We start from the raw sequence: 26,378 nt of genomic DNA on the forward strand, positions 1-26,378 counted from the left end.
GAGGGCCCAATGGCGCACCGGCGGCCGAGGCGGCGACCGCGTCGGCGGGCGGCGGAGGTGGCGGAGGTGGCGGCACGGCCGCCGCAGGCACCGCTGAAGACACGGCCGGCGAGGTCCCCGAAGATGGCGGGAGGCCCCCGCGGCGGCCCGACCAGGGCACGCAGGCGGATCCGATCACCGACATGAAGGCCCGTCAACGCGAGGCGGGCGTGGACGAGCTGTTCCCGTTCGGGCGGCCCGGCCGACCGCTCACTCGCAACCATCCGTTCGTCTTCGGCTTCTACGGCGCGATCGGCGTGCTCGCCGCGTACATGCTGCTCCAGGCGCTCACCAACGCCCGTTCGGTCATCGTCCTGATCGTCGTCGCGCTGTTCCTGGCCGTCGGCCTCAACCCGGGGGTCGAGGCGCTCGAACGCATCGGCGTCTCACGCCGGTGGTCGGTGCTGCTGGTGTTCCTGGCGCTGGTCGGGTTCTTCGTGGCGTTCGGGTTCGCCATCGTGCCGCCGCTGTCGGAGCAGACGACCGCGATCATCCATAACCTGACCAGCGGCCACGGCTACCTCGAACAGCTGCAGAACAACCCCCGGCTGCAGGACCTGGACAACCGCTACCACCTGTTCGAGAAAGCCAGGTCGGCGCTGGAGAGCAAGGACCTGGGCACCCGAGCCGCGAACGGCGTCGTCGGCGTCGGCCAGATCGTGGTCAGCGGCGTCTTCAGCACGCTGACCGTACTGATCCTCACGCTGTACTTCCTGACCTCGCTGCCGAGCATCACCGGCTTCATGTACCGGCTGGCCCCGAGGTCGCGCCGGGCCCGGGTGGCGCTGCTCGGCGACGAGATCCTCGCCCGGATCGGCGGGTACGTCGCGGGCAACCTGCTCATCTCGCTCATCGCGGGCGTGACGACGTACATCTTCCTGTTGATCGTCGGGGTACCGTACGCGCTCGCGCTCGCGCTGCTCGTGGCGATCACCGACCTGATCCCGCTGGTCGGCGCGACGATCGGAGCGGTCTTCGTGACCGCCATATCGTTCTTCTCCGGCCTGTGGGTCGGCATCGCCACCGCGATCTTCTTCGTGATCTACCAGCAGGTCGAGAACTACGTCGTCCAGCCGAGGGTCATGAAACGGTCCGTCGACGTACAGCCCGCGGTGACGATCATCGCCGCACTGATCGGGGGCGCGCTGCTCGGCGTGATCGGCGCGCTCCTCGCGATCCCGGCCGCCGCGGCGGTAGCCCTGATCCTGCGCGAGGTCGTGATGCCGCGCCAGGAGGAGTCGTAACGCCCGTACCGGCCTGCCACGACCGACCGGCACGGGCGAAGCGGGACCCCTCACGAACCGACCAGAACCCACCCGAACCACCCCCGGCACACCCCGCCCTCCGAGACACGCCCCGCCGAGACACGCGCCGCCCGCCGAGACACTCCCCTCCGGGACACACCCCGCCGGGCCCCGCCGGGGACACACCCCGCAGGGACACACCCCGCCCGCCTCGGGGGGCTCACCCCAATCTCATTGTCCAGTGCTCGGATCCGGCGGAGGAAGGGCTTCGGACGCCTGTGGATAACCACCGGCGTCCGCGGGGTCAGAAGCCCTTGGCGATGCCACTCGCCTGGGCGTCGGCGGTCCGCCGTGCCTCCTCATAATCGCCGGTGAGCGTGGGGTGGAACCGGATCTCGCTGATGTCGGTCAGCCCCGTCCAGCGCAGCCAGTCGTTGAAGAACGTCGACTGAAAGTCGCTGCCGAACTCCGGGCCGAGCGGCGGCCCCCACACGGCGCTGGTGTAGACGACGGCGACCCGCTTACCGCGCCCCGCCAGCTGGTGGCCGTATCCGGTCGCCGGGTCGACGGTGAAGATCCAGCCGGGCTGGCTCACCACATCGACGAACTGTTTCAGCACGTACGGCACTGACGCGTTCCACATCGGCACGCTGAACAGCAGCCGGTCGGCGGCGTCGAACCGCTCGAACGTGCGCCGTGCCGCGGCCCACGCCGCGCCTTCCGCGCCCTGCGGCTCGCCGCCGCCGAACACGGTCATCTTCGCCTTCGCGCCGACGGCGAAGTCCGGCAGCGACCCGTCCCACAGGTCCCAGTGCTCGACCTCGTCGCCGGGGTGGGTCTCCCGGTACGTGTCCGTGAACACCTGCGCGATCCGCAGTGACTCCGAGGCCTCGTCGCGCGGTGAGGCGGAGATGTGCAGCAGTCTTCCCATGAGCTCACTCCTATTCGGACTATAGTCCGGTTAGTGGCGGAGCCAAATATATGGACCGCAGTCCGGATACGTCAACCGCTGGCGATCATCTGCACTAGAGTCCGGGTTCATGGACCGTGTGACCTCCGCCGACCGCAGAGACCTGCCGCTGCTGGCCGGCGGCGGCGCGCCACCGGAGCGGGCGGACGCGGCGCGCAACCGCGCCAAGGTGCTCGCCGCCGCCGACGAACTGTTCCGGCGTGCGGGGGTCGCCGCCGTGAGCATGGACGACGTCGCCGCGGTCGCGGGAGTCGGCAAGGGCACGCTGTACCGTCGGTTCGGCGACAAGTCGGGCCTGGCGGCGGCCCTGCTCGACGAGCGCGAGTCCGAACTTCAGGCCGAGATCCTGTCCGGCCCGCCACCCCTCGGCCCGGGGGCGCACCCGGCGGACCGGCTCGCCGCGTTCGTCTCCGCCTACCTGGCCTACGTCGACGCGCACCTGGACCTCGTGGCGCTGTCACAGACCGCCAGTCCGGGCGCGCGGCTGCGCACCGGCTCTCACCGGTTCTGGCGGCAGCACTGCCAGGTGCTGCTCACCACCGCCGGCGTCCCCGACCCGGATCTGCGCGCCGACACGCTGCTCGCCGCGCTCACCGCCGAGCAGATCCGCCACTGGCGCCGCGACGAACGCCGCCCGCTGCCCGAACTGACCGACGCGATCACCGCGATCGCCCGCCGCCTCGCCGCGCTGTAAGGCTCAGCACGCCGTACGGGCCAGGGCAGCACCGCGCGTCATTGAACAACTGCGGCTGCCCGACAGCCGTGAGATGACCCGACCCCGGGATCGTGATCGGCTCCGCCGGGCAAGGCCCCGATCGCCCGCCGGGCCCTCGCTCCCTGAGGCTCAGCGCACCGTACGGGCCAGAGCCGCACCGAACTCGGTGACCGCGTCATTGAACAACTGCGGCTGCTCAACAGCCGTCAGGTGACCCGACCCCGGGATCGTGATCAGCTCCGCGTTGGGCAGGGCCTCGGCCATGGTCCGGGCGTCGTCCTCGGTCATGATGGCGTCCTCGGCGCCGTGCAGCACCAGGGTCGGTGCGCGGAACCCGGCGAGCGCGCCGACCGAGTCCGGGCGGGCGGCCATCGCCCGCTGTGCCCAGGCGGCGGCCGGGGGCGGCGTCGACTGCACCAGCCCGCGCACCCGGCCGTACACCAGGGCACGGCTGCGCATCGTCGTCGGCCCGACCAGTCGCGGCAGCAGTTCCTCCAAGAGCACGCTGACGTTGCCCTCGGTCTCAAGACGTTCGGCGGTCCGGATGCGTGCCTCACGAACGGCCTGGGTGTCCTCCGTGGCCTTCGTGTCGGCGAGGACGGCGCCCAGGACGCGGTCCGGGTGCCGCCGGCAGAACGCGAGCGTCACGTACCCGCCCATCGACAGCCCGCCGACGATGGCGCGATCGATGTTCTTGGCGTCGAGCAGGGCCGCGACATCGTCGGCCATGGCGTCGATGGAGGGATCGTCGCCGCCGAGAGGGGAACCACCGAATCCGCGCAGGTCAGGGGTCAGCACCCGGAATCGCGCCGCCAGTCCCTCCCGCTGCGCCAGCCACATGGCCGACGACAGCGGAAACGCGTGCAACAGCACCAACGGCGTCCCGCCACCGATGTCGCGGGTGTACAACTGCACGGTGCCCCTCCCCGTTCCGCCACGGAACTCCCTGGAGCCGGCCGGCGAGCCCGCGCGGACAAGGCTCGCGACCCACCCCGGCCCGGCGCACGCCGGGCCTCGCTCATCGTCACTCGTGATTCCCGTCCTGCCGATAACCGTGGCCGTGATCGGTCTTCGACGTTTAGAGCCCCGCGCCGCCATGCGAACGCGCGGCCCGCATTGACGGCGAGGGCCGTGTGCACGGCCTCCTCGCCGACGCGGCGGGCCTCCGCCGGTGGACGGGGTGGATCCCGCCCCGGCCATCCGACGGGCCGCTCCCGGCGGGGTCCGCGGGCGAGGGCCTGGTCACCGGCCGCCTTGAAGCCCTGCGCCTCGGCCGCCGTGGCGGATCGCCGGTCCGGGAACAGCAGGTGGGTCACGCCCGACTCGCGGCCGTCTCGGCGTCGGTCCGAAGGAGCCTTTCGATCGCGGTGACGGTCAGGCACCAGGCCGCGATCCCGGTCATCTCCGGCCGGGCGTGCTCGCCGAAGCCCGATGTCGCGTCCTCGGCGAGCACCAGCCGGTAGTCACGGGCGCCGGCGTCGTAAATCGTCGCTCGCGGGCAGTTGGGGTAGTTGCAGCCGGCCACGACCAGCGTGTTCACGCCGAGATCATCGAGATGCCGTCGCAGCGGGGTGTGGTGGAAGGCGCTCCACCTCGGCTTGTAGATGACGTGCTCCCCGTCGGCGAGCGGCTGGGCCGCGCCCGACAGCAGCCGGTCGGGGTCCAGAGGCGCGGCGCCGGCCGGGGTCAGGCCGTCGGCCAGGCGGGAGCCCGGCGAGTGCGGGGCTACCAGGCAGGCGCCGGAGGCGACAAGCGACCGGCGGCAGATGTCGGCGTTGCCGCCATCGGGCAGGTACAGCCGGACCATGTGCACGATGGGCCGGCGGGCGTCCCGGAACGCGCGCGCCAGCCTGGCCACCGCCGGGACGATCTGTTCGGTGCCGGGCACCGCGTACGGGCCGGCGACGAAGTCGGCCTGCATGTCGATCGTCAGCAGGGCGGCACGGGCGAACTGCGGCCGGGTGTACTCATCACCGGGCACCCGGTCCTGGGAAGAACCTTTGTCGATCACCCCGCACACGCTACGGCGCGGCGGCAGACCGGCCTTGTACGTCGTTGCACGCCACGGGCGAACCGCGACCCGGCGGGCCCATCACCGGGCACCCGGTCCTGGAAATCACCCCGCACACGCTACGGCGCGGCGGCGGAGCGGCCCTGTACGTCGTCGCGTACCCGTCCGGCGCGGGCGAACCGTCCGGGGGTGGCGGCGAACGTCCGGCGGAAATGGCGGTGGAGGTGAGACTGGTCGTAGAAGCCGCTGTCGGTGGCCGCACGGGCGACGCTGTGGCCGGCGGTCAGCAACTGCTGGGCGTGCCGCAGCCGCAGCGCCAGCAGGTACCCATGCGGGGTCACGCCGGTCGCGGCACGGAACGCGCGAAGCAGCACAAAGCGTGGCATCCCGACCAGTTCGGCCAGCTCGGTCAGGCTCGGCGTGTGCCCGATGTCGGCGGCCAGATACGCCTGGATCCTGCCGATCGCGGCCGGCCACGAGGCCCTGGACGGCTGGACCGGCCCGCACGCCGCATGCCTGGCCAGCACCAGCGTCAGCACCTGGTGGAGCTGCTCGCAGGCCGCCAACGGCGAGGTGCCCGGCTCGCCCAGCATCCGGTGTACCCGGGCCAGCCGGGCGGCCGACTCCGGGTCCCACGGGGTCGCGGCCGGGAACGTCGGCCTCCGCCCCGCGATCTCGGTCAGCAGATCGGGAGGAACGTAGAAGACCCGGTAGTCCCATCCCTGCGGCGCGGCAGGCCGCCCGGCATGGATGACCTCGGCGTCCAGCAGCAGCAGGCCCCCGGCGCCGGCACGCTCGTCCGCGCCCCGGTAGCGCACCGCCTCCACACCACGGTCGATGACCGCGATGGCGTACTCGCTGTGCGCGTGCGGCACGAAACGGTGCGTCCGGAACGACGCCGTCACCAGCCTCACCGCACCGGCTCCCGGCGCGTACCGATGCCGGACCCGGTCCGCCCCGGACCGCTCGCCCCTCACGGACCTCATCGAAACCCCGGCGGGGCCTACGGGACCTCGGCAGGCAGCGGGTACGCCTCGGGCGCCACGCGTTTCACGATCTCGTTCAGCACGGTACGGACGTACGGCTCGCCGACCCACAGATGCTTGGCGCCGTCGACGCCCACCACTTCCGCCTGGGGCACCCGCTTGAACCTCTCCCGCGCCTCCGGCGGTCGCAGATAGTCGTCGCGCTCGGGCACCAGGGCGACCAGCGGGCGGCCGAACTCCGCCCACGCGTCCAGGTCGGCGTCGGTGGCGCGGCGCAGCGGGGGTGACAGCAGGATCGCCCCCTCCACGAGCGGGTCGCGGCCCCACCTCAGCGCCAGCTCGGTGCCGAACGACCAGCCGAGGAGCCAGGTGCGCGGCAGGTCGTGGTACTCCGCCCACTCCAGGGCCGCCGCGACGTCGTAGCGCTCGGCCTCGCCCTCGCCGAACTCCCCCTCGCTCGTGCCGCGAGCGCTGGTCGTCCCGCGCGTGTTGAACCGCAGGACGGCCAGGCCGGCGAGCGCGGGCAGCCGGTACGACGCCTTGCGCAGCACGTGGCTGTCCATCATGCCCTCGGCGGTGGGCAGCGGGTGCAGGCACACGAGCGTCGCTACGGGTGGCCGGTCCTCCGGCACCGCGAGCTCGCCGACCAGTTTCAGCCCGTCGGCGGTCTGCAGTTCGATGTCCGTACGGCGCGCGGGCAGCACCGTGCTCGCCCGTATATCCGCCATCGCTGTCCTCTCAGTAACGCGGGCCGCGGCCGGACCGCTGGATCTTGGGCGTGCGGTGCAGCCGGTGTTCCCAGCAGGGCCGGTGCCAGTGGCGCCGGTCCTCCGGGCCGCCGCCCTCGGCCGGCCACGCGACGACGTGCCCGACGCCCGGCGGGATCTCCTGGTCGCAGCCGGGGCAGCGGTAGCTCTTCGCGGCGCCGGCCGCGGGCCGCACGATCCAGTCGCCGTCGGGTCCCTCTTCGATCCGCTGCGGACCGCCGAACGCGCCACGCCCGGTTTCCCGTGGCATGTCGCGTGTGCGGCGGTTTTTACGCGGACTCATGCCGATCAGGGTACGGGCTGCGCCGTACCCGCCCGGCAGAGCCCGCCCGGGTGCCCAGGCCCCTCTCAGCGGAAGCTCGTCCCGGCCGTGTGGAGCCGGTCCAGCAGCGGCGCGGGCGCGAAGGCGGGGTCGCGATACTCCGTGTACAGCGCGCGCAGCACCTCCACGACGCGGTCGAGCCCGATGCGGTCCAGGTCGGCGATCGGGCCGATCGGGTACCCGCAGCCGTGCGTCATCGCCGCGTCGATCGCGTCCGCGTCGGCGTACCCGGACTCGAGCATCCGGACGGCGTCGCCCAGGTACGGCATGCGCAGCGCGTCGACGATGAAGCCGGCCCGGTCCGCGGAGCGTACGGGACGCTTGCCGAGGCGGGTGAGGTACGCGGCGGCCCGCTCGGCGGTCCCGGGGTCGGTCACGACGGTGCTCACCAGTTCGGCGAGCCCGCCCTCGGGGTCCGGCAGGTGCAGGCCCACGACGTCCTGCGGCCGGTCGGTGGCCATGGCCAGCTCGATGACCGGCACGGTTGCGCCGGTGGTGGCCAGCACCGCGCCCTTGCGCGCGACGTCGTCGACGGCGGCGAGCAGCGAGCGCTTGACCGCGGTGTCCTCGGCCACGGCCTCGACGATCAGATCGCGGTCGGCGAGCAGCGCCAGGTCGGTGCCGCCGGTGACCCGCTCGCCGACGGCATCTCGTACGGCGCGCACCTTGTCGTCGTCGCCCGCGACGAAGCGGACGTCCGCCCCGGCGCGTACGGCGGCCTGGATGACGGCGACGGGGAGCGGCCCGGACCCGGCGACACCGACGCTGGGCGCGCCCCCGGCCTCCGCGCGCCGCTCCTCCGCCTCCTCCGGCTCGCCGTACGTGTAGAAGCCGCGCCCGGTCTTGCGGCCGAGCAGCCCGGCGGTGACGAGGTGCCGCAGGATCGGCGCCGGCGCGTGCCGCCGGTCGCGGGTCTCCCGGTAGATCGCCTCGCAGACCTCCAGCGACACGTCGAGCCCGATGAGGTCCATGAGCGTGAGCGGGCCCATCGGCAGGCCCGTGCTCTTCATCGCGGCGTCGATGTCCTCACGCGTGGCGTACCCGGCCTCGTACATCCCGGCGGCCTGGTTGAGGTAGCCGAACAGCAGCCGGTTCGCGATGAACCCGGCCCGGTCGCCGACCGTGACGGCGACCTTGCCGAGGCCCTCGACCAGCTCCCGTACGGCGATGAGCGCCTCGGGCCGGGTGAGGACGGTGTGGATCACCTCGACCAGCTTCATGACCGGCGCGGGGTTGAAGAAGTGCACGCCGACGATCTGCTCGGGCCGGCCGGTGGCCGCCGCGATCTCGGTGACCGACAGCGAGGAGGTGTTGGTGGCGAGCACCGCCTCGGGACGGCACACCTTGTCCAGCTCCTCGAACACCCGGCGCTTCAGGTCCAGCCGCTCGGGCACCGCCTCGATGACCAGGTCGCACTCGGCGAGCCCGGCGAAGGAGGTGGCGAGCTCGATCCGGCCGAGGATCGCCCCCTTGTCCTCCTCCGACAGCCGGCCGCGGCGTACGGCACGGCCGGTGGACTTTTCGAGGTTGTCCCGGCCGCGTTGGAGGGCGTCGTTGTTCACCTCGATCCCGACGACGGAGTGGCCGCCGCGTGCCAGCACCTCGGCGATGCCCGCGCCCATCGTGCCCAGCCCGACGACTCCCACCCTGCCCACCGATGCGCTCATGCTCCGCAGTCTGGCACGCCCGCGACCGGCGAACACCAGGTGGCGGTGCGGTTCGCGGACGGATTGTCCGAGCGGCCTGAGGGGCGGGCGCCGGACCACTAAGGTGGGCGACCGTGCGTCTCGTCATCGCCCGTTGCAGTGTCGACTATGTCGGCAAGCTCACCGCCCACCTGCCCATGGCCCCACGGCTGATCCTCATCAAGGCCGACGGATCCGTCTCCATTCACGCCGACGACCGGGCGTTCAAGCCGCTCAACTGGATGAACCCTCCCTGTGCCCTCAAGGAAGAGGAGGGCAAGTGGACGGTCACGCACGGCAAGTCCGGCGAGCAGCTCATCCTCACGATCGAGGAGATCCTGCACGACTCCAGGCACGAGCTGGGCATCGACCCGGGGCTGCAGAAGGACGGCGTGGAGGCCCACCTGCAAGAGCTGCTCGCCGAGCACATCACGACGCTGGGCGACGGGTGGAAGCTGATCCGCCGGGAGTACCCCACCGCGATCGGCCCGGTCGACATCCTCTGCCGCGACGACGCGAACGCCACGGTCGCCATCGAGATCAAGCGCCGCGGTGAGATCGACGGCGTCGAGCAGCTGACCCGCTACCTGGAGCTGCTCAACCGCGACCCGCTGCTGGCGCCGGTCCGCGGCGTGTTCGCCGCCCAGGAGATCAAGCCGCAGGCGCGCGTGCTGGCCGCGGACCGCGGCATCGGCTGCGTGACCCTCGACTACGACGCCCTGCGCGGCATCGAGCGCGACGACACCCTGTTCTGATCTATGCCGTGAGGTCGGCCGCGTGGTCGCGGGCCCACTGGGCGAACGTGCGGGCGGGCCGGCCGGTGACCGCTTCGGCGGTCGGCATCGGAGGGTGGTCGGACGCGTCGCTCCGCGGTGCCGCGTCCGGTTCGACCTCCCGGCCCGCGTAGTCGGTGAAGCCGAGCAGGAAGTCGGCGTTCGCAGCGGCGAACCCGCCCATCGCCCGATAGAGCTCCCGCGCCTCCTCCCGGCCGACCCGTTCGAGACGGACGTCCCGGCCGACGGCGGCGGCGATGGCGGCGACCTGCTCACGCCGGGTGATCCATTCCGGCCCGAGGAGGGTGTACGCCGCGCCCGCGTGGCCGTCGTGGAGCAGCGCGCGTACGGCGACGTCGGCGATGTCCTGCTCGTGCACCGGTATTCCGCCCTGGTCGGGGAACGGGTCGCGGACGACGCTCTCCGCGCGGATCGACTCGCCCCACAGCCAGAGCCGGTTCAGCATGAACTCACCGGCCCGCACGTGGGTCCACTCCAGCCCCGAGTCCTCCACGGCCCGCTCCACCGGCAGGTGGAAGTCCGTGTCCAGGCCGGCGGTCACGGCCCCTGAGGACAGCACGACGATCCGCCGTACGCCCGCCCGTTTCGCCTGGTCGACGACCTCCCGGGCGGTCCCGGGGTGCGGGAACAGGTAGAGGCGCTCCACGCCGGTCAGCGGCTCGGCCAGCGTCGCCGGGTCGGCGAGGTCTCCGTACCCGACCTCCACTCCAGCGGGGAACCCGGCCGCCTCCGGGCGGCGGGTGATCACCCGCACCCGCTCACCGGCCTCCGCGAGCCGCTCCACCACGATCCGCCCGACGTTGCCGGTCGCCCCTGTCACCAGGATCGTCATGATCCCTCCATTCTCGTACGCCCTACGGGAATATTAACCGTACGGTATACGAGAAAGTAGGATCAAGGGCATGACGGTGGAACGCAGCGGCGACGGCGACCCGGAGCGGACGCTGGCGCTGCTGTGGCGAGACCGCACCGCCGGACGGACCGACGGCAGGCCGGCCCGTGGACGCCCGCCCAGACTGACGGTCGACCAGATCGTCCGCGCCGCCCTGGCGGTGGCCGACCGCGAAGGCCTGACCGCGATGTCGATGGTCCGGGTCGCCGAAGAGGCCGGCGCCGGCACCATGTCGCTCTACACCCACGTGCCGGGCAAGGCCGAGCTGATCGACCTGATGGTCGACGCGGTGCTCACCGAGCGCGACCTCCCCGGCCCGGACGACCCGAGGCCGGGAGACTGGCTGGAGCAGATCGGGCTGTACGCGGAGCGCACGCGCGCGGCGTACCGGCGCCACCCCTGGCTACGACAGATCTCCAACGTGCGGCCGCCGCTCGGCCCCGGGCTGATGGCCCAGCAGGAGTACCTCCTGTCCGCACTGTCCGGGATCGGCCTGTCGCCCCGGCAGATCACGGCGGCGGCCGGGACGATCGTCACCTTCGTCCACGCGGCCGCGGCGGCCGAGGCGGAGAGCGAACAGGTCGAGCGCACGACCGGGGAGTCGACGGACGCCTGGTGGGCGGCGCGCGCGTCGTTCTGGGAGGACTACTTCGACGTGACCCGGCACCCGACGATCGCGAAACTCTGGCGCGAGGGCGGCTTCGACGCCGGGACCAAGGACGCGAACGCCGAGGCGTACGACTTCGGCCTCCAGCGACTGCTGGCCGGCATCCAGGCGGCCGTGGAGCGACCCGCGGCCCGGGAGATCCACTCCTGAAGCCGGAGAAACCTGCCGTGAACTGTCAGGTACCTCCAGCAGGATCGTCGCCATGACCAAGCATGCAGCGGGGACCTTCGTCCTCGACGTCTTCGACGCCGCCGAGCCGTACGACACCCACCAGGAGACCAAGATCGCACGGGTGCACGTCGAGAAGACCTTCAGCGGCGACCTCACCGGCACCAGCACGGCCGAACTGATCACAGTGGCCACGGGCGAGACCCCCCGGGCGTACGTGGCGATCGAACGCTTCGAGGGAGCGCTCGACGGCCGCACGGGAGGGTTCGTCCTCCAGCACGACGCCGGCGGCGAGAACGGCAGGCCCTGGCTCACGTGGAAGATCACCGAGGGCACGGGTACAGGCGACCTGACAGGCATCACGGGCGAGGGCCAGATCATCATCGGCCCGGACGGCGGGCACTCCTACACCCTCGACTACACGATCGACTGAACCTCGCCGAACCAAGCGACCACTCCCCTCGCGGACGGTCCCGTCCCGCAGAGGGTCCCGTCCCGCAGGCGGCCCCGTCCCGCAGGCGGCCCCGTCCCGCAGGCGGCCCCGTCCCGCAGGCGGCCCCGTCCCGCAGGCGGTCCCCTCCCGCAGGCGGTCCCCTCCCGCAGGCGGTCCCCTCCCGCAGGCGGTCCCCTCCCGCCCGGGGGCTCACCCCACTTTCATTGTCCAGCGGTCCGGCCCGCCGAAGGAAGGATGGCGGGTCGGTTGTGGAAAACCCTCTGGCGCTCATGCGGCCGAGTAGCTGATGGGACATCGCGGCCGGGTGACCGCCGGGCACGGTGGCCGAACGGCCTGCCGGACACTGTGGCCAAGCGGCCTACCAGGCACGGTGGCCGATCGGCCTGCTCGGCACCGCGGCCGAACGGCCTACCCGGCACAGCGACCGAACGGCCAACCGAGCACAGCGGCCAAGCGGCCTACCCAGCACAACGGCCGAACGGCCAACCCGGCACAACAGCCGAACGGCCAACCCGGCACAGCGGCCGTACGGCCAACCGAGCACAGCGACCAAACGGCCTACCCGGCACGTGACCAAACGGCCTGCACAGCGCAGCAGCCGAACAACCTGCCGGGCGTCGTGGCCGCATGCCTGACCGGCGTCGCGGTCGCGTAGCCTGCTCGGCATTACGGGCGGGTAGCCTGCGGGGCATGCCGCAGGCTACCGACGTCCGGGTGAGGATCGTGAACGCCGCCGAAGAGTGCTTCGCGCGCTACGGTGTCGCCAAGACCACGGTCGAGGACATCGCGGCGTCCGCCGGGCTCTCGCGTGCCACCGTCTACCGCAGTTTCGCCGGCGGGCGTGACGAGGTGATCCTTGCCGTCGTCCTGCGCGACCTGCGGCGGTTCCTCGACCGGCTGTCGGGGCGGCTGCGTGATGAGCGGTCGGTGCCGGACGCGATCGTCGAAGGTGTCGTGGACGCCGTCGCGTTCATCCGCGGGGAGCCGCACGTCGCCGCGCTGCTGGCACCCGACGCCGCCGGGCACACGCAGGCGGCGGTCGTCGGCGGTGCCGAGCGCCTGCTGCACCTGTGCTCCGACTACGTACGGCCGTACTTCGGCGCCGCTCAGCGGGCGGGAACCCTCCGAGCGGACATCACCGTTGAAGGAGCGGTGGAGTTCCTTTTCCGCATCATCTCCTCGATGATCGTCATGCCGCGCGAGGATGAGCCCCGCGAGTTCCTCCGCACCTATGTCGTCCCCGCCCTCGCAGAGAGCAGCTGAAGAGTTCACCGATGAGCAACGTCACCGCCCTGCGGTCCGCCGTGCGGCCCAGTCCCGTCTTCCTGTTCGTTGTCGGCCTGTTCGTCCTGTCCGGCCTCGCCGTGTGGCGCTACGGCACGGATGTTGGGCATCCGGCCCGATTCCTGCTGTTCGTGTTCGTGGTCTCCGGCTGGATCGTGTCCCTGTGCCTGCACGAGTTCGGGCACGCGTTCTTCGCCTGGCGTTCGGGCGACCGCAGCGTGGCCACCAAGGGCTATCTCACGCTCAATCCGCTGAAGTACACGGACATGGCGCTGAGCTTCCTGCTGCCGGTGCTGTTCCTGCTGCTCGGCGGCATCGGCCTGCCCGGCGGTGCGGTCTACATCGACCGCGGCGCGATCCGCGGCCGGCTGCGGCACAGCCTGATCTCGGCGGCCGGCCCGCTCGCCAACCTCGCCTTCGCGATCGTCCTGGGCGTCGTGCTCACGCAGCTCGCGACGAGCCTGGATCACGCCCTGTTCTGGAGCGCTCTGGCGTTTCTCGCGTTCTTGCAGGTCACCGCCGCGGTGCTCAACCTCCTGCCGGTGCCGGGCCTGGACGGCTTCGGCATCATCGAGCCGTACCTGCCGCGCGCGTGGGTGGCCCAGGCCAACCGGGTCGGCGGCTACGCGTTCATCGCCCTGATGGCGCTGCTCTGGATCGGCCCGATCAACCGCGGGTTCTTCTCGGTCATCTACCACCTGACCGACCTGTTCGGCATCAACTCCGACCTCACCACGGTCGGCCACGCCCTGTTCCAGTTCTGGCAGAAGGTCGGCCTGGGCTGAGCGTGTCCGTCGTTCGGTGGACACGGGAATGACCGGACCGCCGATCGCGTGAGGCGCCGGCCGCCGCGACGCTGGCGGTATGAACGAGATGGCGGTGCGCATACGCGGTCTGCGTAAGCGGTACGGCGACGTCGACGCGGTGGACGGCGTCGATCTGGACATCCCCCGTGGCGAGGTGTTCGCCCTGCTCGGGCCGAATGGGGCGGGCAAGAGTACGACGGTCGAGATCCTTGAGGGGCACCGCCGGCGGACCGGCGGAGAGGTCGCGGTGCTCGGCACCGACCCCGGGCGGCCGACGCGGCGCTGGCGGGCCCGCATCGGCATCGTGTCGCAGACCTCGGACGAGCGGCCTCAGCTCACCGTACGGGAGGCGGTGCGGCACTTCGCCGGCTACTACCCGGCCCCACGCGATCCCGACGAGGTGATCGAGGCGGTCGGGCTGACCGAGAAGGCCGGCGCACGCCTGGCGCAGCTGTCCGGCGGGCAGCGCCGGCGGGTCGACGTCGCGCTCGGCATCATCGGCGGCCCCGAGCTGGTCTTCCTGGACGAGCCGACGACCGGTTTCGACCCGGACGTACGGCGGCGGTTCTGGAAGCTGATCGAGAGCCTGGCGGGCGACGGCACGACGATCCTGCTGACGACCCACTACCTGGACGAGGCCGAGGCCCTCGCGGACCGGGTCGGCGTCATCGCGCGCGGGCGGCTCGTCGAGATCGGCACGCCGCGGGAGCTGGGCGGCCGGTCCACCGCGAAGGCCCGGGTGAGCTGGACGGGCCCGGAGGGGCGGCAGACGCTCGAGACCCACTCCCCCACCCAGGTCGTGGCCGAGCTGAGCCAGAAGTTCGACGGCGAGGTCCCGGAGCTGACGGTCACCCGGCCCACGCTCGAGGACACCTATCTCGCGATGATCGGAGCGGACCGATGACCGACCTGGCGATGCCGTCCACACTGCGGCTCGGGCTCTCGCGCGGCGCGCTGGAGCTGAAGACCTTCATCCGCGAGCGGGAGGCGGTGGCCTTCACCTTCGCGGTGCCGATCATCCTCATGGTCATCTTCGGCACGATCTTCAAGGGCCGGGTCGAGGGCACCAATGTGGACTTCCGGCAGTACTTCGCCGCCGGGATCATCGCGAGCGGCATCGCCTCGACCACGTTCATCAGCCTCGGCGTCGGCATCGCGCAGGAGCGGGACGACGGCACCCTCAAGCGCCTGTACGGCACGCCGATGCCGCCGTCGGCGTACTTCATCGGCAAGACGATCTCGGCGCTGGTGCTGTCGACGGCCGAGACGGTGATCCTGTTCGTGCTCGGCGGTGTGATGTTCGGGCTGCGGCCGCCGAGCACGCCCGAACGCTGGTTCACCCTCGTGTGGGTCTTCGTGGCCGGCGTGACCGTCTGCACGCTGCTCGGCATCGCGGTCAGCAGCGTGCCGCGCTCGGGCCGGGGCGCCGCGGCGGTGCTCAACGTGCCGTACCTCGTGCTGCAGTTCATCTCCGGCGTGTACTTCACCTTCAGCAGCCTGCCGTCGGGCGTCCAGCAGGCCGGGGCGCTGTTCCCGCTGAAGTGGATCTGCCAGGGCCTGCGGTCGGCCCTGCTGCCCGACACCCTGCTGCCCGCCGAGCCCGCGCACGCGTGGGAGCACGGCAGAATCGCCCTGGTGCTGGCGGCCTGGGGTGTAGCAGGCTTCGCACTGTGCCTGACGACCTTCCGCTGGAAGCGACGCGACGACGGATGATCGGCGACGACGCGTGGGAGCTGGGGTTGAGACGCTGGGAGGCGTACTTCGCCCTGGTCCTGGCCTCCACCGTCATCTACGTGACGTGGGTGAACGGCTCGTGGCCCGAGGGCGCGGTCGCGACCGTGCTCCTCGTCGCGATGGTGCCGTGGTATCTCTTCCTCGGCCGGCGGCTGCTCGGCGTGCACCGAAGCGGACCGCTGCCCTACCTGTACATCGCCGGGCTGATCGTGCTGTCGGCCGGGGCGTCGCTGGCCTCGCCGCAGAGCGCGCTGATCCTCTTCGCGCTCAGCCCGCAGTGCTTCATGATCTCCGAGTGGTGGCTCGGGAGCATCGCGGTCGTGCTCCTCAACCTCGCTCCGGCCGCACGGTTCGTGCGCAGCGAGCACAGCGCCGGTTCGATCACCTCATTCGTGATCTGGATCGTCGTGACCATCACCTTCTCGGTGTTCTTTGGGCTCTGGGTGGAGCGCATCATCCGGCAGAGCACCGAACGCCGGGAGCTGATCGAGCAGTTGGAGGCGACCCGTGCGGAGCTGGCCGAGATGAGCCGGGAGACCGGGGTCATGGCCGAACGCGAACGCCTCGCCGCCGAGATCCACGACACGCTCGCGCAGGGCTTCACCAGCATCCTGATGCTCCTGCAGGCCGCCGAGCCGCGCATCGACTCCGATCCCGGGGAGGCGCGACGGCAACTCGGCCTGGCCGTCCGTACCGCCCGGGAGAACCTCGCCGAGGCCCGCGCCCTCGTGGCGGCCGTACCGCCCGCCGCCCTCGGCGAATCATCGCTGGACGAGGCCGTACGGCGGCTGTCGGACCGGCTGGGAGAGGAACTCGACGTGGACACCGAGTGTGTCGTCTCCGGTGAGCCGCGCCGGCTCGCCGCCCGTACGGAGGTGGTCCTGCTGCGCACGGCGCAGGAGGGGCTGGCGAACGTCCGCAAGCACGCCAAGGCCGGTCGCGTGGAGATCACGCTCGACTACGGTGAGGCGGCGGTACGCCTGGAGGTACGCGACGACGGCCGGGGCTTCGATCCGGCGACGGCGAGCGGCTTCGGCCTGCGCGGCATGCGTGAGCGCGCCGGTCAGGTCGATGGCAGCCTCCGGGTCGCCAGCCGGCCCGGCGAGGGCACCTCGATCATCGTGGAGGTACCGGCGTGATAAGGATCCTGCTGGTGGACGACCACCCGGTCGTACGCGAGGGGCTGCGCGGCATGCTCGCGGCAGAGGACGACCTGGAGGTGGTGGCCGAGGCGGGCGGCGCCGCCGAGGCGGTCGCGGCGGTGCGCGCGCACGAGCCCGACGTGGTGCTGATGGACCTGCGCATGCCCGGCGGCGACGGGGTCGAGGCGACCTCGCGGGTGCTCGTCCAGCGGCCGCAGACCCGGGTCGTGGTGCTGACGACGTACGACACCGACGCGGACATCCTGCGCGCCGTCGAGGCGGGCGCGGCGGGCTACCTGCTCAAGGACGCGTCGCGGGCCGAACTGGCCCAGGCGATCCGCGCGGCGACGCGGGGCGAGACCGTGCTGGCGCCGTCGGTCGCGGCCAAGCTCGTGTCCCGGATGCGCTCGCCGGTGGAGCTGTCGCGGCGCGAGATCGAGGTGCTGCGGCTGGTCGCCCGCGGCCGTACCAACGCCGAGATCGGGCGGGAGCTGCTGATCAGCGAGGCGACGGTCAAGACGCATCTCCTGCGGGCGTTCGGCAAGCTGGAGGTCTCCGACCGTACGGCCGCGGTCACCGCCGCACTCGAACGCGGCATCCTGCCCTCTCCGGGCGGGTGAGCGGTGATCAACGCGTCGGCCGGCGAGGCGCTACCATCGGCCTTCGGATCGCGGCATTCAGGTGATGCGGACGGCGGGGTCATGACTGGAGAACAGCCCTTTCACGAGCTTGCGTCGGCCGATGTGATCGACACGCTCCCCTTCATCGTCGCCGTGGACGACGGCGACGGCCACGCGATGGGTCTGTTCTCCGCCGCCGACGGCGCGGTGGCGTTGAGGCAGATCCCCGTCGACGCGCTCAAGGAGAACCTCCGGCGCACCGTCGGCTCCCTGCGGGCCGTCCTCGACGAACTCGCGGCCGAGGCGGGCGCCCTGCCTCTCAAGGAGGCCCAGATCGGGCTGGAGATCTCGGCCGAGGGCGGCGTCCAGCTCGTCGGCACCGCCAAGGTCGGCGCCAAGGCCGCGATCAATCTCGTCTTCGGTCGCTGAGACCGGCGCGATGGGGCGGTTCCGGCCGCTGCTGATCCACCTGAGCGGGCACGGCGCCCACGGCGACGGCGTCGACTACCTACCGTCCTTCCGGACGTGCGGTTCTTCTCGTCCTAGGCCTGGTGGCCGTAGTCGGGGTAGCCGTAGCCGACGACGGAGTCGGTGCTGCGGGTGCGGATCTTCACGGCGTCGTCCGTGTTGCCCTCGACGGTACGGATGGTGCCGTCGTGGTTGTCCTTGATGACCAGGCCGACGTGGTCGATGCCGTCGATGCCGCTGCCGTTCCAGGAGAAGAACACGACCGCGCCGGGCCTGGGGACGGTCCCCCAGCGGTCGTGGTCGCGGAACCACCTGGCGTGCGCCGGGGTGAAGGCGTCGCCGCCCATGCCCTTGACGCCGGCCTGGGCGCCCACCCAGGTCACGAACATGTCGCACCAGCTGGCGTTCGCGTAGTCGCTGATCGACCCGCCGTCCCGATCGACACCGGCGCGGGCGTACCGCGAGGACATGAACCACTGGTTGAACTTGCTGCCGCCGGCGGCGTCCTCCGTGGTGCCGACCTGGGAGAGGGCGACCTTCAGCGCGTCGGCCGCGGTGGGGAGCGGGCGCTGGACCCCGACGACCACCCCGATCACGATGGTCGCGGCCGCGACGAGCGCCATGACGGCCGCGACGACGGCCGCGAGACGCCCGCGGAGCGGGAGCGTGACGCGCCCGCGGAAGGAGACCGCGAGACGCTCACGGAAGGGGATCGCTGCATATCGAGGAGAAAGGGTCACGGGGGGTACTCCTTGGCCTCCTGCCGCCTCCGGGGTCGGCCGGCGAAGTGGAAGACGATCTAAGGCACGGGGGTGTGCCCGACCGATAGCTTGCGGGTGACTCAGGGGTGCACCGCAAGATTTATCGCAACGTAGCAAGACAAAAGCCCTGGTCAGAAGCCATGCGGGCGTGATCCGGGCCACATCGGCGCCGCTCTCTGTCACCGCAGGGAAAAGAGGTGATTTATGGTGCTCAGGTTGCCCAGCTGCGCGGGTCGGAACGTCCAGGCCAGGCCGGATCGGTTGCGGTAATTTTACGCACAACAGAACCTCCTTCTAGTGGGTGATGGCGATGACAGCGACCATGGATGCCGAGACCACGGAGAGCTTCCAGTCCCTCGATCCGGCGACCGGTGAGCTCGTCGGCGAGCACCCGGTCCACGGGAGGGAGGCGGTCGCCGCCGCGATCGAACGCGCCCACGCCGCGGCGGCGTGGTGGGCCGACCTCGGCTGGAAGGAACGCCGGATCCGGCTGCTGAACATCAAGGGCGCGCTCACGCGGTCGCTCAACCGGGTCGCCACCCTCATCCACCGGGAGACCGGCAAGCCGATCGAGGACGCACAGCTCGAGGTCGTCCTGGCCATCACCCACCTCGACTGGGCGGCGCGGAAGGCGGAGAAGGTCCTCGGGCCGCGCCGGGTGTTCCCCGGGCTGCTGTCGATCAACCAGAAGGCCGTTCTGGAGTACCAGCCGCTCGGCGTCGTCGGCGTCATCGGGCCGTGGAACTATCCGCTGTTCACGCCGGTGGGCTCGATCGGGTACGCCCTGGCGGCGGGCAACGCCGTGGTGTTCAAGCCGTCGGAGTACACCCCGGGCGTCGCGACGCTGTTCGCCGAGATGGTCGCGAACGTCGTGCCCGAGCAGCCGATCCTTCAGGTCGTGACCGGCTTCGGCGAGACCGGCGCGGCCCTGGCCGGCGGCGCCGTGAACAAGATCGCCTTCACCGGCTCGACGCCGACCGCTCGCAAGGTGATGGCCGCCTGCGCCGAGCGCCTCACGCCGATCGTGGCCGAGTGCGGCGGCAAGGACGCCTTCATCGTCGACGCGGACGCGGACGTGGAAGGCGCCGCGGAGGCCGCGCTGTGGGGCGCGATGTCGAACGCCGGCCAGACCTGCGTGGGCGTCGAGCGCGTCTACGTGGTGGACAGCGTGTACGAGACGTTCGTCGACAGGCTGGCCCAGCAGGCGCGCGACCTGCGCCCGGGCGAGGACCGCGGCGCGTCGTACGGGCCGATCACCATGCCGGGCCAGCTCGACGTCATCAGGCGCCACATCGACGACGCGGTCGCCCAGGGCGGCAGGGCGATCATCGGCGGCCCTTCGTCGGTGAAGGAGCCGTACGTGGAGCCGGTGATCCTCCTCGACGTGCCGGACGACTCGTCGGCGGTGTGCGAGGAGACGTTCGGCCCGACCATCACCGTGCACCGGGTGAAGAGCGTGGAGGAGGCCGTCGCCCGCGCCAACGCGACCCCGTACGGCCTGGCGGGCGCGATCTTCTCGGGCAGCAGGTCCGCCGGGATGAACGCCGCACGGCGCCTGCGCAGCGGCATGACCTCGATCAACTCGGTGATCGCCTTCGCGGCCATACCCGCGCTGCCGTTCGGCGGGGTGGGCGACTCGGGCTTCGGCCGCATCCACGGCGCGGACGGCCTCCGCGAGTTCGCCCGCGCGAAGTCGATCACGCGGCAGCGGTTCTCGTCGATGAACCTGACGTCGTTCAAGCGCACCGACAAGGACATGGCCAGGGCGCTGCAACTGGTCAACCTGCTACACGGCAAACGCTACAAGTAGGCTCTGGGCCGCTCCCCCGACATGCCCCTGACACAAGAGTTCAAATCAAGGTATGTCTTCGCCTAAGGAGTCACCTGAGGCACCGGGATAGTGCATAGTCCCCATGTGAGAGCGGCCTCCTTAGCCCGAAGCTAAGGCAGGGCAGAGAGCACACGAGGTCTGCGCACCGCCGTCGAATCCCGCTCTGGCTGGGACGCCCTCCGGCCGGACGGGGTTCGTCGCCGGTGCGCAGGCTCGGCGGTCACTGACGCCACTGGTAGATCGGACGCCCCGGCCCGGCCTGGATCTGGCGGTTCATCAGCTCCCCGAATTTCAGGTATCCGAGTGAGTTCGGATGAAAGCTGCGGGTCTCCACGAGCTCGCTGACGCTGAGGTCGAGTGCGTTGAGGTACGGCTGCCCGGTGCCGAGTTCGTGGCCGTTGAACGCCTGATACGTGTCGACGAACTCGACGCTGCCGGGTGCCCGCGCCGCCGCGAGGCGCCGGTCCGCGTCCCGCGCCGCGAGAGAGATCGTGTTGTCGAGATCGTGCACGACCCCGTTGAGAAACCCCTGGTCGGCGACGCCGATGTTGTCGACGGACCGCTCCGGCCGCACCGGGAACGGCCGCGGGTAGCCGAGCACGACGACCCGCGCGTACGGCGCCCGCTGCGCGATCCGGTCGAGCACCGAGCGAAGCGACGTGGGCAGCGCGGCCGTCCGGGCGCGGATGCCGGCGTCCTGGTCGCGGCACGCCGACGACCACGGCAGCTTCACGACGCACCTCTTGACGATCTCGGAGAAGCCGATGTCGTTGCCGCCGATGCTGAGCGTGACGAGGCTGGTGTCGGCCGTCAGGCGGTCGATCTGCGGAGGCTCGCCGCGCTCGGCGACGCTCAGCAGGTTCCCGGTGCGCGCGCCGCTGCACGCCCAGAATCCGCCCGCCTTGGCGAACGTGTACGCCTGCGACACCGTCGAGAAGTAGGACTGCCGCGAACGGTGGCAGCCATCCGCGCCACCGTTGTCGTACGCGCGGTCGGCGTCGGGGTTCCAGGTACCCTCGCCGGAGGAATAAGAATCGCCAAGGGCGACGTACCCGCCGCGGGTGGCGGCCTCCAGCGGGGTGAGCGCCCTGGGCTGCGGCTTGGGCCGGATGTTCCGCGCCCGGCAGCCCGGCCCGGACGACCGGCACCGCTGCGACATCCCGATCGGCACCGCGACGAACGCGGCCAGTAGCACCAACGCGAGAGGAACGGCGATGAGAGCTCCACGCCGCGTACGGATCCGGCGCCACAGCGCTGCCATACCCCACCTTCCCGACCCACCAGAAGTCCCATCCGCCCACCAAATCGACGTTCGCGACGGGGCGGAGGGTTCCCACAGGAACCTCCCTCCGCATCGATGACGTCTTACCTGGCATGTTCGCGACCTTGACCGGGCTCGGCCTGTCCGCATCGGCCGGTCTCAACGCCTACATCCCGATCCTGGTGGTCGGCCTGCTCGCCCGCTTCACCGACGCGGTCGTGCTGCCGCACCAGTTCGCGTGGATGAGCAACGGGTGGGCGCTCGCCGCCGTGGCGGCCCTGCTCGCCGTGGAAGTCGTCCTCGACAAGGTGGCCGTCGTCGACCACGTCAACGACGCGATACAGACGTTCGTACGGCCGGCGGCCGGCGGTGCCGTCTTCGCCGCCTCGGACGCGGCCGGGCGGATCGACCACTCCGCGTGGATGTCCGGCCATCCCTGGGTGGGCTGGGTGCTCGGCATCGTCGTCGCGCTGGTCGTGCACCTCACCAAGGCCGGCGCGCGTCCCGTCATCAACGCCGGCACCGTCGGCCTCGGAACGCCCTTCGTGAGCGCGGCCGAAGACGCGATGTCGCTGGTGACGAGCCTCATCGCGGTGCTGCTCCCGGCGCTCGTCATCCTGTTCCTGATCGTGTTCGCCCTGATCGGATGGCGGCTCACGCGGAGGCTCCGCAGGCTGCGCCGCAAACGCCGCTCGCCGGAGGCGATCCCCTGAGGCCCTAAGCCCGGCTGAGCGTCCTAAGACCCTTCTGAGCGCGCGTGAGGCCCGCTGAGACCGAGAGATAGTGCATCGTCCCGATGTGGCGGCACCCCGCTTAGAACGAACCTTGAGAGTGCGAGGCCGGACCGACCGGTTCGCATCACGAGGAGCCACGATGCACCCCGAAATTCTCCGGGCGATCATCAACGAGCACGTACGGGAGCTCAGCGCGGACGTGCAGGCCGCCCGCCGGGGCCGCAAGGACCGGGCGCGGTGACGCCGCGGCCGTCCGAGTGCCGAGTCCCGCCCAGTCCGGAGTCCCTCCGGCCGGGCGGGACTCTTCTTGTGGGCCCGGTTCAGTCCTCGTCCGGCCGGGTCGACCGCACCTCAGAGTCGGCCTGCGCGGCCGGCTCGGGATCCGCCTCGACCGGTTCGAGAACCGTGGTCTCCTCGACGTCCGCCCCCGCCGGCTCGATCACCGTGGTCGCCTCGGCGTCCGTCTCGACCGGCGCGATCAGCGTCGTCGGCTCCGCGTCCGCTCCCACCGGCTCGATCAGCGAGGTCGCCTCCGATGCGCCTGCTCCGGCCGTCAGGTCGGCGGGCGGCAGGAGCGGGCCGCCGATGATCAGATCGGCGGCGCGTTCGGCGATCGCGATGGTCGGGGCGTTCGTGTTGCCACGGGGGACGGCCGGCATCACCGAGGCGTCCACGACGCGCAGGCCGTCGACGCCGCGGACGCGCAGCTCCGGGTCGCACACGGCGTCGTCGGTCCCACCCATCGCGCACGTGCTGGTCGGGTGGTAGAGCGTCACGACCTCGTGCCGGATCCAGTCGGTCAGGTCGGTGTCCTCGCCCGGCCTCGCCTCGCCGCCGCTGATCCGCGCGAACGGGCGGTTCCCCGCGATCTCCCGCGCCTGACGGATGCCGGCCAGGAGCACCTCGAGGTCGGCGCGCTCGCGCAGGTACGCCGGATCGATCAGTGGTTTCCAGCGCGGGTCGGCCGACCGCAGAGTGATCGTGCCACGGCTCGCCACGGCGACCGCCGTCACGAACACCGAGATCATCCGTTCCGCCACGTCGACCAGGCCCTGCCCGACGAACGGGGTGCCGAGCACGTGGTACTGCAGGTCCGGCGCCGTCAGGCCCGGTGACGTCCGTACGAAACCGCCGGCCTCGGCGACGTTGGAGGCGTACGGCCCACGGCCCAGTGACTGCCAGAGCAGAAGGCTCCGCAGGTTCACGCCCTCCCAGATCGCCTTCGTGCCCGGCGTGTGCCACATGACCGGCACGATCGGGTGGTCCTGCAGGCCGGTGCCGACCGCGGGCAGGTCGGCCACGACGTCGATGTCCAGTGACCGCAGGTGGTCGGCGGGCCCGAGGCCGGACAGCATCATCAGCTGCGGCGAGTTGACCGCGCCGCCGCACAGGATGACCTCGCGCTGGGCGAGCGCGTCCTCCGTACGGCCGCCGGTCACGTACCGTACGCCGACCGATCGGCCCTTCTCGACCAGCACCTTCGTGGCGAGTGCGTCGGTCCGCACGGTGAGGTTCGGACGTTCGAGGGCGGGCCGCAGGTACGCGTCGGCGGTCGACCAGCGCCGGCCGCGTCGCTGGGTCACCTGGTAGTAGCCGACGCCGTCCTGCTCGGCGCCGTTGAAGTCGTCGTTGGCCGGCAGGCCGAACGCCTTCGCGGACTCGACCCACGAGCGCGTCAGCGGATGCTTGTACCGCAGGTCCTCCACCCGCAGCGGCCCGCCGACGCCGTGGTAGTCGGACTCGCCGCGCTGCTGGTCCTCGGCACGGCGGAAGTACGGCAGCACGTCGGCGTAACCCCAGCCCTTGCAGCCGTACTCGTCGCGCCAGGTGTCGTAGTCGTGCCGGTGACCACGGATGTAGATCATCGCGTTCGTCGACGAGCTGCCGCCGAGGGTGCGGCCGCGCGGCCAGTAGACGCCGCGTCCGTGCGCGTTCTCCTGCGGCGTCGTCGTGTAGTCCCAGTCGTACGGCCCCTTGAACAGGGCCTGCAGGCCGGCCGGAATGTGGATCTCGGGCGCGTCGTCCGGCGGTCCGGCCTCCAGGAGCAGCACGCGGGCGCTGGAGTCTGCGCTCAGCCGGTTGGCGAGCACGCAGCCCGCGCTGCCGGCACCGACGATGACGTAGTCGTACACGGCCGCCTCCGGGGCTTGGGGGAACCTCGGCAAACCATACCGATATCGGGACGTACGGGGTCAGTGCACCGAACGCGATTCCAGAGAAACAAAGTTAGATCTGCACAACGAGTAGGTCTCAGCGCCTGGCCGGGGGATGACTGCGGTGTCAATCTCATGTGCATTACCTCCGCTTTACCATTAGAAGGGGCGCTCGTGCGCAGAATCGCCATCGGTACCCTCATCGGCCTCGCCGCCGTCTCGGTCGTCAGCGCGGCCCCCGCGGACGCGGCCGGGCACCCTCGCCTGGACAAGCTGGTCAAGCTGCAGGACATCCGCAGACACCAGCACGACCTGCAGGTCATCGCCACCTACAACGGCGGAACCCGCGCCGCCGGCGAACCCGGTTTCGAGGTCTCGACCCAGTACGTCGTCAAGCAGCTCAAGAAGGCGGGCTACCAGCCCACGGTGCAGGACTTCCCGTTCGCGTACTACAAGGAGAAGACCCCGGCGGTCTTCGAGCGCTCCGGCGGGCCGTCCTACACCTACGGCACCGACTTCGCGACGCTGGACTACTCGGGCTCGGGCGATGTCACCGCGACGGCCCGCGCGATCGACCCGGACGGTGCCGGAGTGGGCAGCGGCTGTGAGCCCGCCGACTTCGCTGGGCTCGCCGAGGGCGAGATCGCGCTGGTCAAGCGGGGCGGCTGCACCTTCTCCGACAAGGCGAGCAACGCGCAGACCGCCGGCGCCGCCGCCATCGCGATCTACAACGACGGCATCGCGCCGGACCGGATGGGACCGGTCTCCGGCACCGCGGGGCAGGCCTGGAAGATCCCGATCATCGGCCCGAGCCACCAGCTCGGCTCCGACCTGGTCAAGGCCGCGACCTCGGGCACCCTGACGCTGCACGTCAAGACCAGCACGATCAACGAGCAGCGCATCGCGCACAACGTGATCGCCGACACCGAGCGCGGCCGTGACGACAACGTGGTCGTCATGGGCGCCCACCTCGACAGCGTCACCAAGGGCCCCGGCATCAACGACAACGGCAGCGGCACCGCGACGGCCCTCACCGTCGCCGAGCAGATCTCCCGGCTCGGCGACCAGGTCAAGAACAAGGTCCGGTTCGCGTTCTGGGGCGCCGAGGAAGAGGGGCTGCTCGGCTCCACCTACTACGTCACGCACCTGAGCGCCGCCCAGCGGTCCACGATCGCGCTGAACCTCAACTTCGACATGCTGGGCTCGCCCAACGGCCGCCGGGGCGTCTATGACGGTGACGACTCCGAAGGCGCCGGCACCAACCCGCCGGCCGGCTCGGGCGCGATCGAGAAGGTCTTCCTCGAGTACTTCGGCACGCGCAGGCTGCAGACCTCGCCGAGCACGTTCGACGGGCGCTCGGACTACGGGCCGTTCATCGACAACGGGATCCCGGCCGGCGGTCTGGACTCCGGCGCCGAGAAGCTCAAGACCGCCGAGGAGGCGAAGATCTACGGCGGCGTCGCGGGCAAGCCGTACGACGGCTGCTACCACCAGGCCTGCGACACCTACGCCAACAACAACGACACGATCCTGGACCAGCTCGCCGACGGCGCCGCGCACGCCGTCCAGGTCTTCGCCAAGAGCACGCTGCCGGTCAACGGCGACCACGCCACGGCCCGTACGCCCCTGCTGCCGCAGGCGAAGCACACACCCGCGAACCTGGTCACCGGCTGAGAGAGGGGCCGCCCCCGGCCGCTCCGCGCGGTGCGGCCGGGGGGCGGGATATCGTGGCGCCCGGCACGCCCCCGAGGTCCGCCGGGCGCCACTTGTCAGGCCGGCCCGCGCGAACGGCTGCGGAACGGCTGTCACCCGGGAAGACGCAGCAGACGGCATCGGGCGTTGCCTGCGCCGGCGAATCCATCTCGTAGGG

At 71.3% G+C, this 26,378-nt stretch carries 26 protein-coding genes; 15 read left to right on the plus strand and 11 right to left on the minus strand.

What is annotated here, in order from left to right; all coding sequences use genetic code 11:
- A partial coding sequence (locus ACFFNX_RS05160) for an AI-2E family transporter (protein WP_378195950.1) occupies positions 1–1,283 on the plus strand: 1,283 nt, incomplete at its 5' end.
- A gap of 304 nt (positions 1,284–1,587) precedes the next feature.
- Here ACFFNX_RS05160 and ACFFNX_RS05165 read toward each other — a convergent pair.
- Positions 1,588–2,214, minus strand: a complete 627-nt coding sequence (locus ACFFNX_RS05165; RefSeq protein ID WP_378195952.1) for an FMN-dependent NADH-azoreductase — start codon at positions 2,212–2,214, stop codon at positions 1,588–1,590.
- A 109-nt stretch (positions 2,215–2,323) separates the two neighbouring features.
- Between ACFFNX_RS05165 and ACFFNX_RS05170 the strand changes: the two genes are divergently transcribed.
- On the plus strand, positions 2,324–2,947 hold the full coding sequence (locus ACFFNX_RS05170; protein ID WP_378195955.1) for a TetR/AcrR family transcriptional regulator: 624 nt from the start codon (positions 2,324–2,326) through the stop codon (positions 2,945–2,947).
- A gap of 150 nt (positions 2,948–3,097) precedes the next feature.
- Here the strand turns inward: ACFFNX_RS05170 and ACFFNX_RS05175 are convergent, their stop codons facing one another.
- The 6 genes from ACFFNX_RS05175 to ACFFNX_RS05200 form a co-directional block, all read right to left on the minus strand.
- On the minus strand, positions 3,098–3,883 hold the full coding sequence (locus ACFFNX_RS05175) for an alpha/beta fold hydrolase (protein ID WP_378195958.1): 786 nt from the start codon (positions 3,881–3,883) through the stop codon (positions 3,098–3,100).
- A 397-nt stretch (positions 3,884–4,280) separates the two neighbouring features.
- On the minus strand, positions 4,281–4,979 hold the full coding sequence (locus ACFFNX_RS05180) for a cysteine hydrolase family protein (protein WP_378195960.1): 699 nt from the start codon (positions 4,977–4,979) through the stop codon (positions 4,281–4,283).
- A 119-nt stretch (positions 4,980–5,098) separates the two neighbouring features.
- Entirely contained in the window at positions 5,099–5,893 is a 795-nt protein-coding gene (locus ACFFNX_RS05185; RefSeq protein ID WP_378195963.1) for an AraC family transcriptional regulator, read from the minus strand.
- An 89-nt stretch (positions 5,894–5,982) separates the two neighbouring features.
- Complete coding sequence (locus ACFFNX_RS05190; protein ID WP_378195966.1) at positions 5,983–6,693, minus strand: alpha/beta hydrolase; 711 nt, start codon at positions 6,691–6,693, stop codon at positions 5,983–5,985.
- 10 nt (positions 6,694–6,703) lie between these two features.
- Positions 6,704–7,015, minus strand: coding sequence for an Rv1322 family protein (locus ACFFNX_RS05195; RefSeq protein ID WP_378195969.1), 312 nt, complete (start codon positions 7,013–7,015; stop codon positions 6,704–6,706).
- 65 nt (positions 7,016–7,080) lie between these two features.
- Positions 7,081–8,721 (minus strand): 3-hydroxyacyl-CoA dehydrogenase family protein, encoded by a 1,641-nt coding sequence (locus tag ACFFNX_RS05200; RefSeq protein WP_378195972.1) that lies wholly within the window; start codon positions 8,719–8,721, stop codon positions 7,081–7,083.
- A 113-nt stretch (positions 8,722–8,834) separates the two neighbouring features.
- On the opposite strand from ACFFNX_RS05200, the gene nucS reads away from it, so the two are divergent.
- The gene (gene nucS / locus ACFFNX_RS05205; protein WP_378195975.1) at positions 8,835–9,494 is read left to right on the plus strand and encodes an endonuclease NucS; all 660 of its coding nucleotides are present in this window, start codon (positions 8,835–8,837) and stop codon (positions 9,492–9,494) included.
- A 1-nt stretch (position 9,495) separates the two neighbouring features.
- Here the strand turns inward: nucS and ACFFNX_RS05210 are convergent, their stop codons facing one another.
- Positions 9,496–10,365, minus strand: a complete 870-nt coding sequence (locus tag ACFFNX_RS05210; RefSeq protein WP_378195978.1) for an NAD(P)H-binding protein — start codon at positions 10,363–10,365, stop codon at positions 9,496–9,498.
- 70 nt (positions 10,366–10,435) lie between these two features.
- Between ACFFNX_RS05210 and ACFFNX_RS05215 the strand changes: the two genes are divergently transcribed.
- The 9 genes from ACFFNX_RS05215 to ACFFNX_RS05255 all read left to right on the plus strand — a co-directional run bounded on the left by ACFFNX_RS05215 (position 10,436) and on the right by ACFFNX_RS05255 (position 17,729).
- Positions 10,436–11,242 (plus strand): TetR/AcrR family transcriptional regulator, encoded by an 807-nt coding sequence (locus ACFFNX_RS05215; RefSeq protein WP_378195981.1) that lies wholly within the window; start codon positions 10,436–10,438, stop codon positions 11,240–11,242.
- A gap of 52 nt (positions 11,243–11,294) precedes the next feature.
- The gene (locus ACFFNX_RS05220; protein WP_378195985.1) at positions 11,295–11,693 is read left to right on the plus strand and encodes a DUF3224 domain-containing protein; all 399 of its coding nucleotides are present in this window, start codon (positions 11,295–11,297) and stop codon (positions 11,691–11,693) included.
- A gap of 711 nt (positions 11,694–12,404) precedes the next feature.
- On the plus strand, positions 12,405–12,977 hold the full coding sequence (locus ACFFNX_RS05225; RefSeq protein ID WP_378195987.1) for a TetR/AcrR family transcriptional regulator: 573 nt from the start codon (positions 12,405–12,407) through the stop codon (positions 12,975–12,977).
- Between the two features lie 11 nt (positions 12,978–12,988).
- Positions 12,989–13,783: a site-2 protease family protein gene (locus ACFFNX_RS05230; protein WP_378195990.1), complete on the plus strand. Its 795-nt coding sequence runs from the start codon at positions 12,989–12,991 to the stop codon at positions 13,781–13,783.
- Between the two features lie 79 nt (positions 13,784–13,862).
- Positions 13,863–14,708 (plus strand): ABC transporter ATP-binding protein, encoded by an 846-nt coding sequence (locus ACFFNX_RS05235; RefSeq protein ID WP_378195993.1) that lies wholly within the window; start codon positions 13,863–13,865, stop codon positions 14,706–14,708.
- On the plus strand, positions 14,705–15,517 hold the full coding sequence (locus tag ACFFNX_RS05240) for an ABC transporter permease (protein WP_378195997.1): 813 nt from the start codon (positions 14,705–14,707) through the stop codon (positions 15,515–15,517). The genes ACFFNX_RS05235 and ACFFNX_RS05240 overlap by 4 nt, the downstream gene beginning before the upstream one ends.
- Positions 15,475–16,677: a sensor histidine kinase gene (locus ACFFNX_RS05245; RefSeq protein WP_378196000.1), complete on the plus strand. Its 1,203-nt coding sequence runs from the start codon at positions 15,475–15,477 to the stop codon at positions 16,675–16,677. The genes ACFFNX_RS05240 and ACFFNX_RS05245 overlap by 43 nt, the downstream gene beginning before the upstream one ends.
- Positions 16,674–17,300, plus strand: coding sequence for a response regulator (locus ACFFNX_RS05250; RefSeq protein WP_378196003.1), 627 nt, complete (start codon positions 16,674–16,676; stop codon positions 17,298–17,300). The genes ACFFNX_RS05245 and ACFFNX_RS05250 overlap by 4 nt, the downstream gene beginning before the upstream one ends.
- Before the next feature lie 81 nt (positions 17,301–17,381).
- Positions 17,382–17,729, plus strand: coding sequence for a Pepco domain-containing protein (locus ACFFNX_RS05255; RefSeq protein ID WP_378196006.1), 348 nt, complete (start codon positions 17,382–17,384; stop codon positions 17,727–17,729).
- Positions 17,730–17,842: 113 nt separating this feature from the next.
- Here ACFFNX_RS05255 and ACFFNX_RS05260 read toward each other — a convergent pair whose 3' ends face one another.
- Positions 17,843–18,508 (minus strand): CHAP domain-containing protein, encoded by a 666-nt coding sequence (locus ACFFNX_RS05260; RefSeq protein WP_378196009.1) that lies wholly within the window; start codon positions 18,506–18,508, stop codon positions 17,843–17,845.
- 331 nt (positions 18,509–18,839) lie between these two features.
- Between ACFFNX_RS05260 and ACFFNX_RS05265 the strand changes: the two genes are divergently transcribed.
- Positions 18,840–20,339: an aldehyde dehydrogenase family protein gene (locus ACFFNX_RS05265; protein ID WP_378196012.1), complete on the plus strand. Its 1,500-nt coding sequence runs from the start codon at positions 18,840–18,842 to the stop codon at positions 20,337–20,339.
- Between the two features lie 241 nt (positions 20,340–20,580).
- On the opposite strand, the gene ACFFNX_RS05270 is transcribed toward ACFFNX_RS05265, so the two are convergent.
- The gene (locus tag ACFFNX_RS05270) at positions 20,581–21,621 is read right to left on the minus strand and encodes an SGNH/GDSL hydrolase family protein (RefSeq protein ID WP_378196016.1); all 1,041 of its coding nucleotides are present in this window, start codon (positions 21,619–21,621) and stop codon (positions 20,581–20,583) included.
- Positions 21,622–21,734: 113 nt separating this feature from the next.
- On the opposite strand from ACFFNX_RS05270, the gene ACFFNX_RS05275 reads away from it, so the two are divergent.
- On the plus strand, positions 21,735–22,334 hold the full coding sequence (locus tag ACFFNX_RS05275; protein WP_378196018.1) for a DUF4126 domain-containing protein: 600 nt from the start codon (positions 21,735–21,737) through the stop codon (positions 22,332–22,334).
- 341 nt (positions 22,335–22,675) lie between these two features.
- Here the strand turns inward: ACFFNX_RS05275 and ACFFNX_RS05280 are convergent, their stop codons facing one another.
- Complete coding sequence (locus tag ACFFNX_RS05280; RefSeq protein ID WP_378196021.1) at positions 22,676–24,487, minus strand: GMC family oxidoreductase; 1,812 nt, start codon at positions 24,485–24,487, stop codon at positions 22,676–22,678.
- A gap of 195 nt (positions 24,488–24,682) precedes the next feature.
- Between ACFFNX_RS05280 and ACFFNX_RS05285 the strand changes: the two genes are divergently transcribed.
- Complete coding sequence (locus ACFFNX_RS05285; RefSeq protein WP_378196024.1) at positions 24,683–26,182, plus strand: M20/M25/M40 family metallo-hydrolase; 1,500 nt, start codon at positions 24,683–24,685, stop codon at positions 26,180–26,182.
- The last annotated feature ends 196 nt before the right edge of the window (positions 26,183–26,378 follow it).

Source organism: Actinoallomurus acaciae (assembly GCF_042429965.1).
Lineage (GTDB): Bacteria > Actinomycetota > Actinomycetes > Streptosporangiales > Streptosporangiaceae > Actinoallomurus > Actinoallomurus acaciae.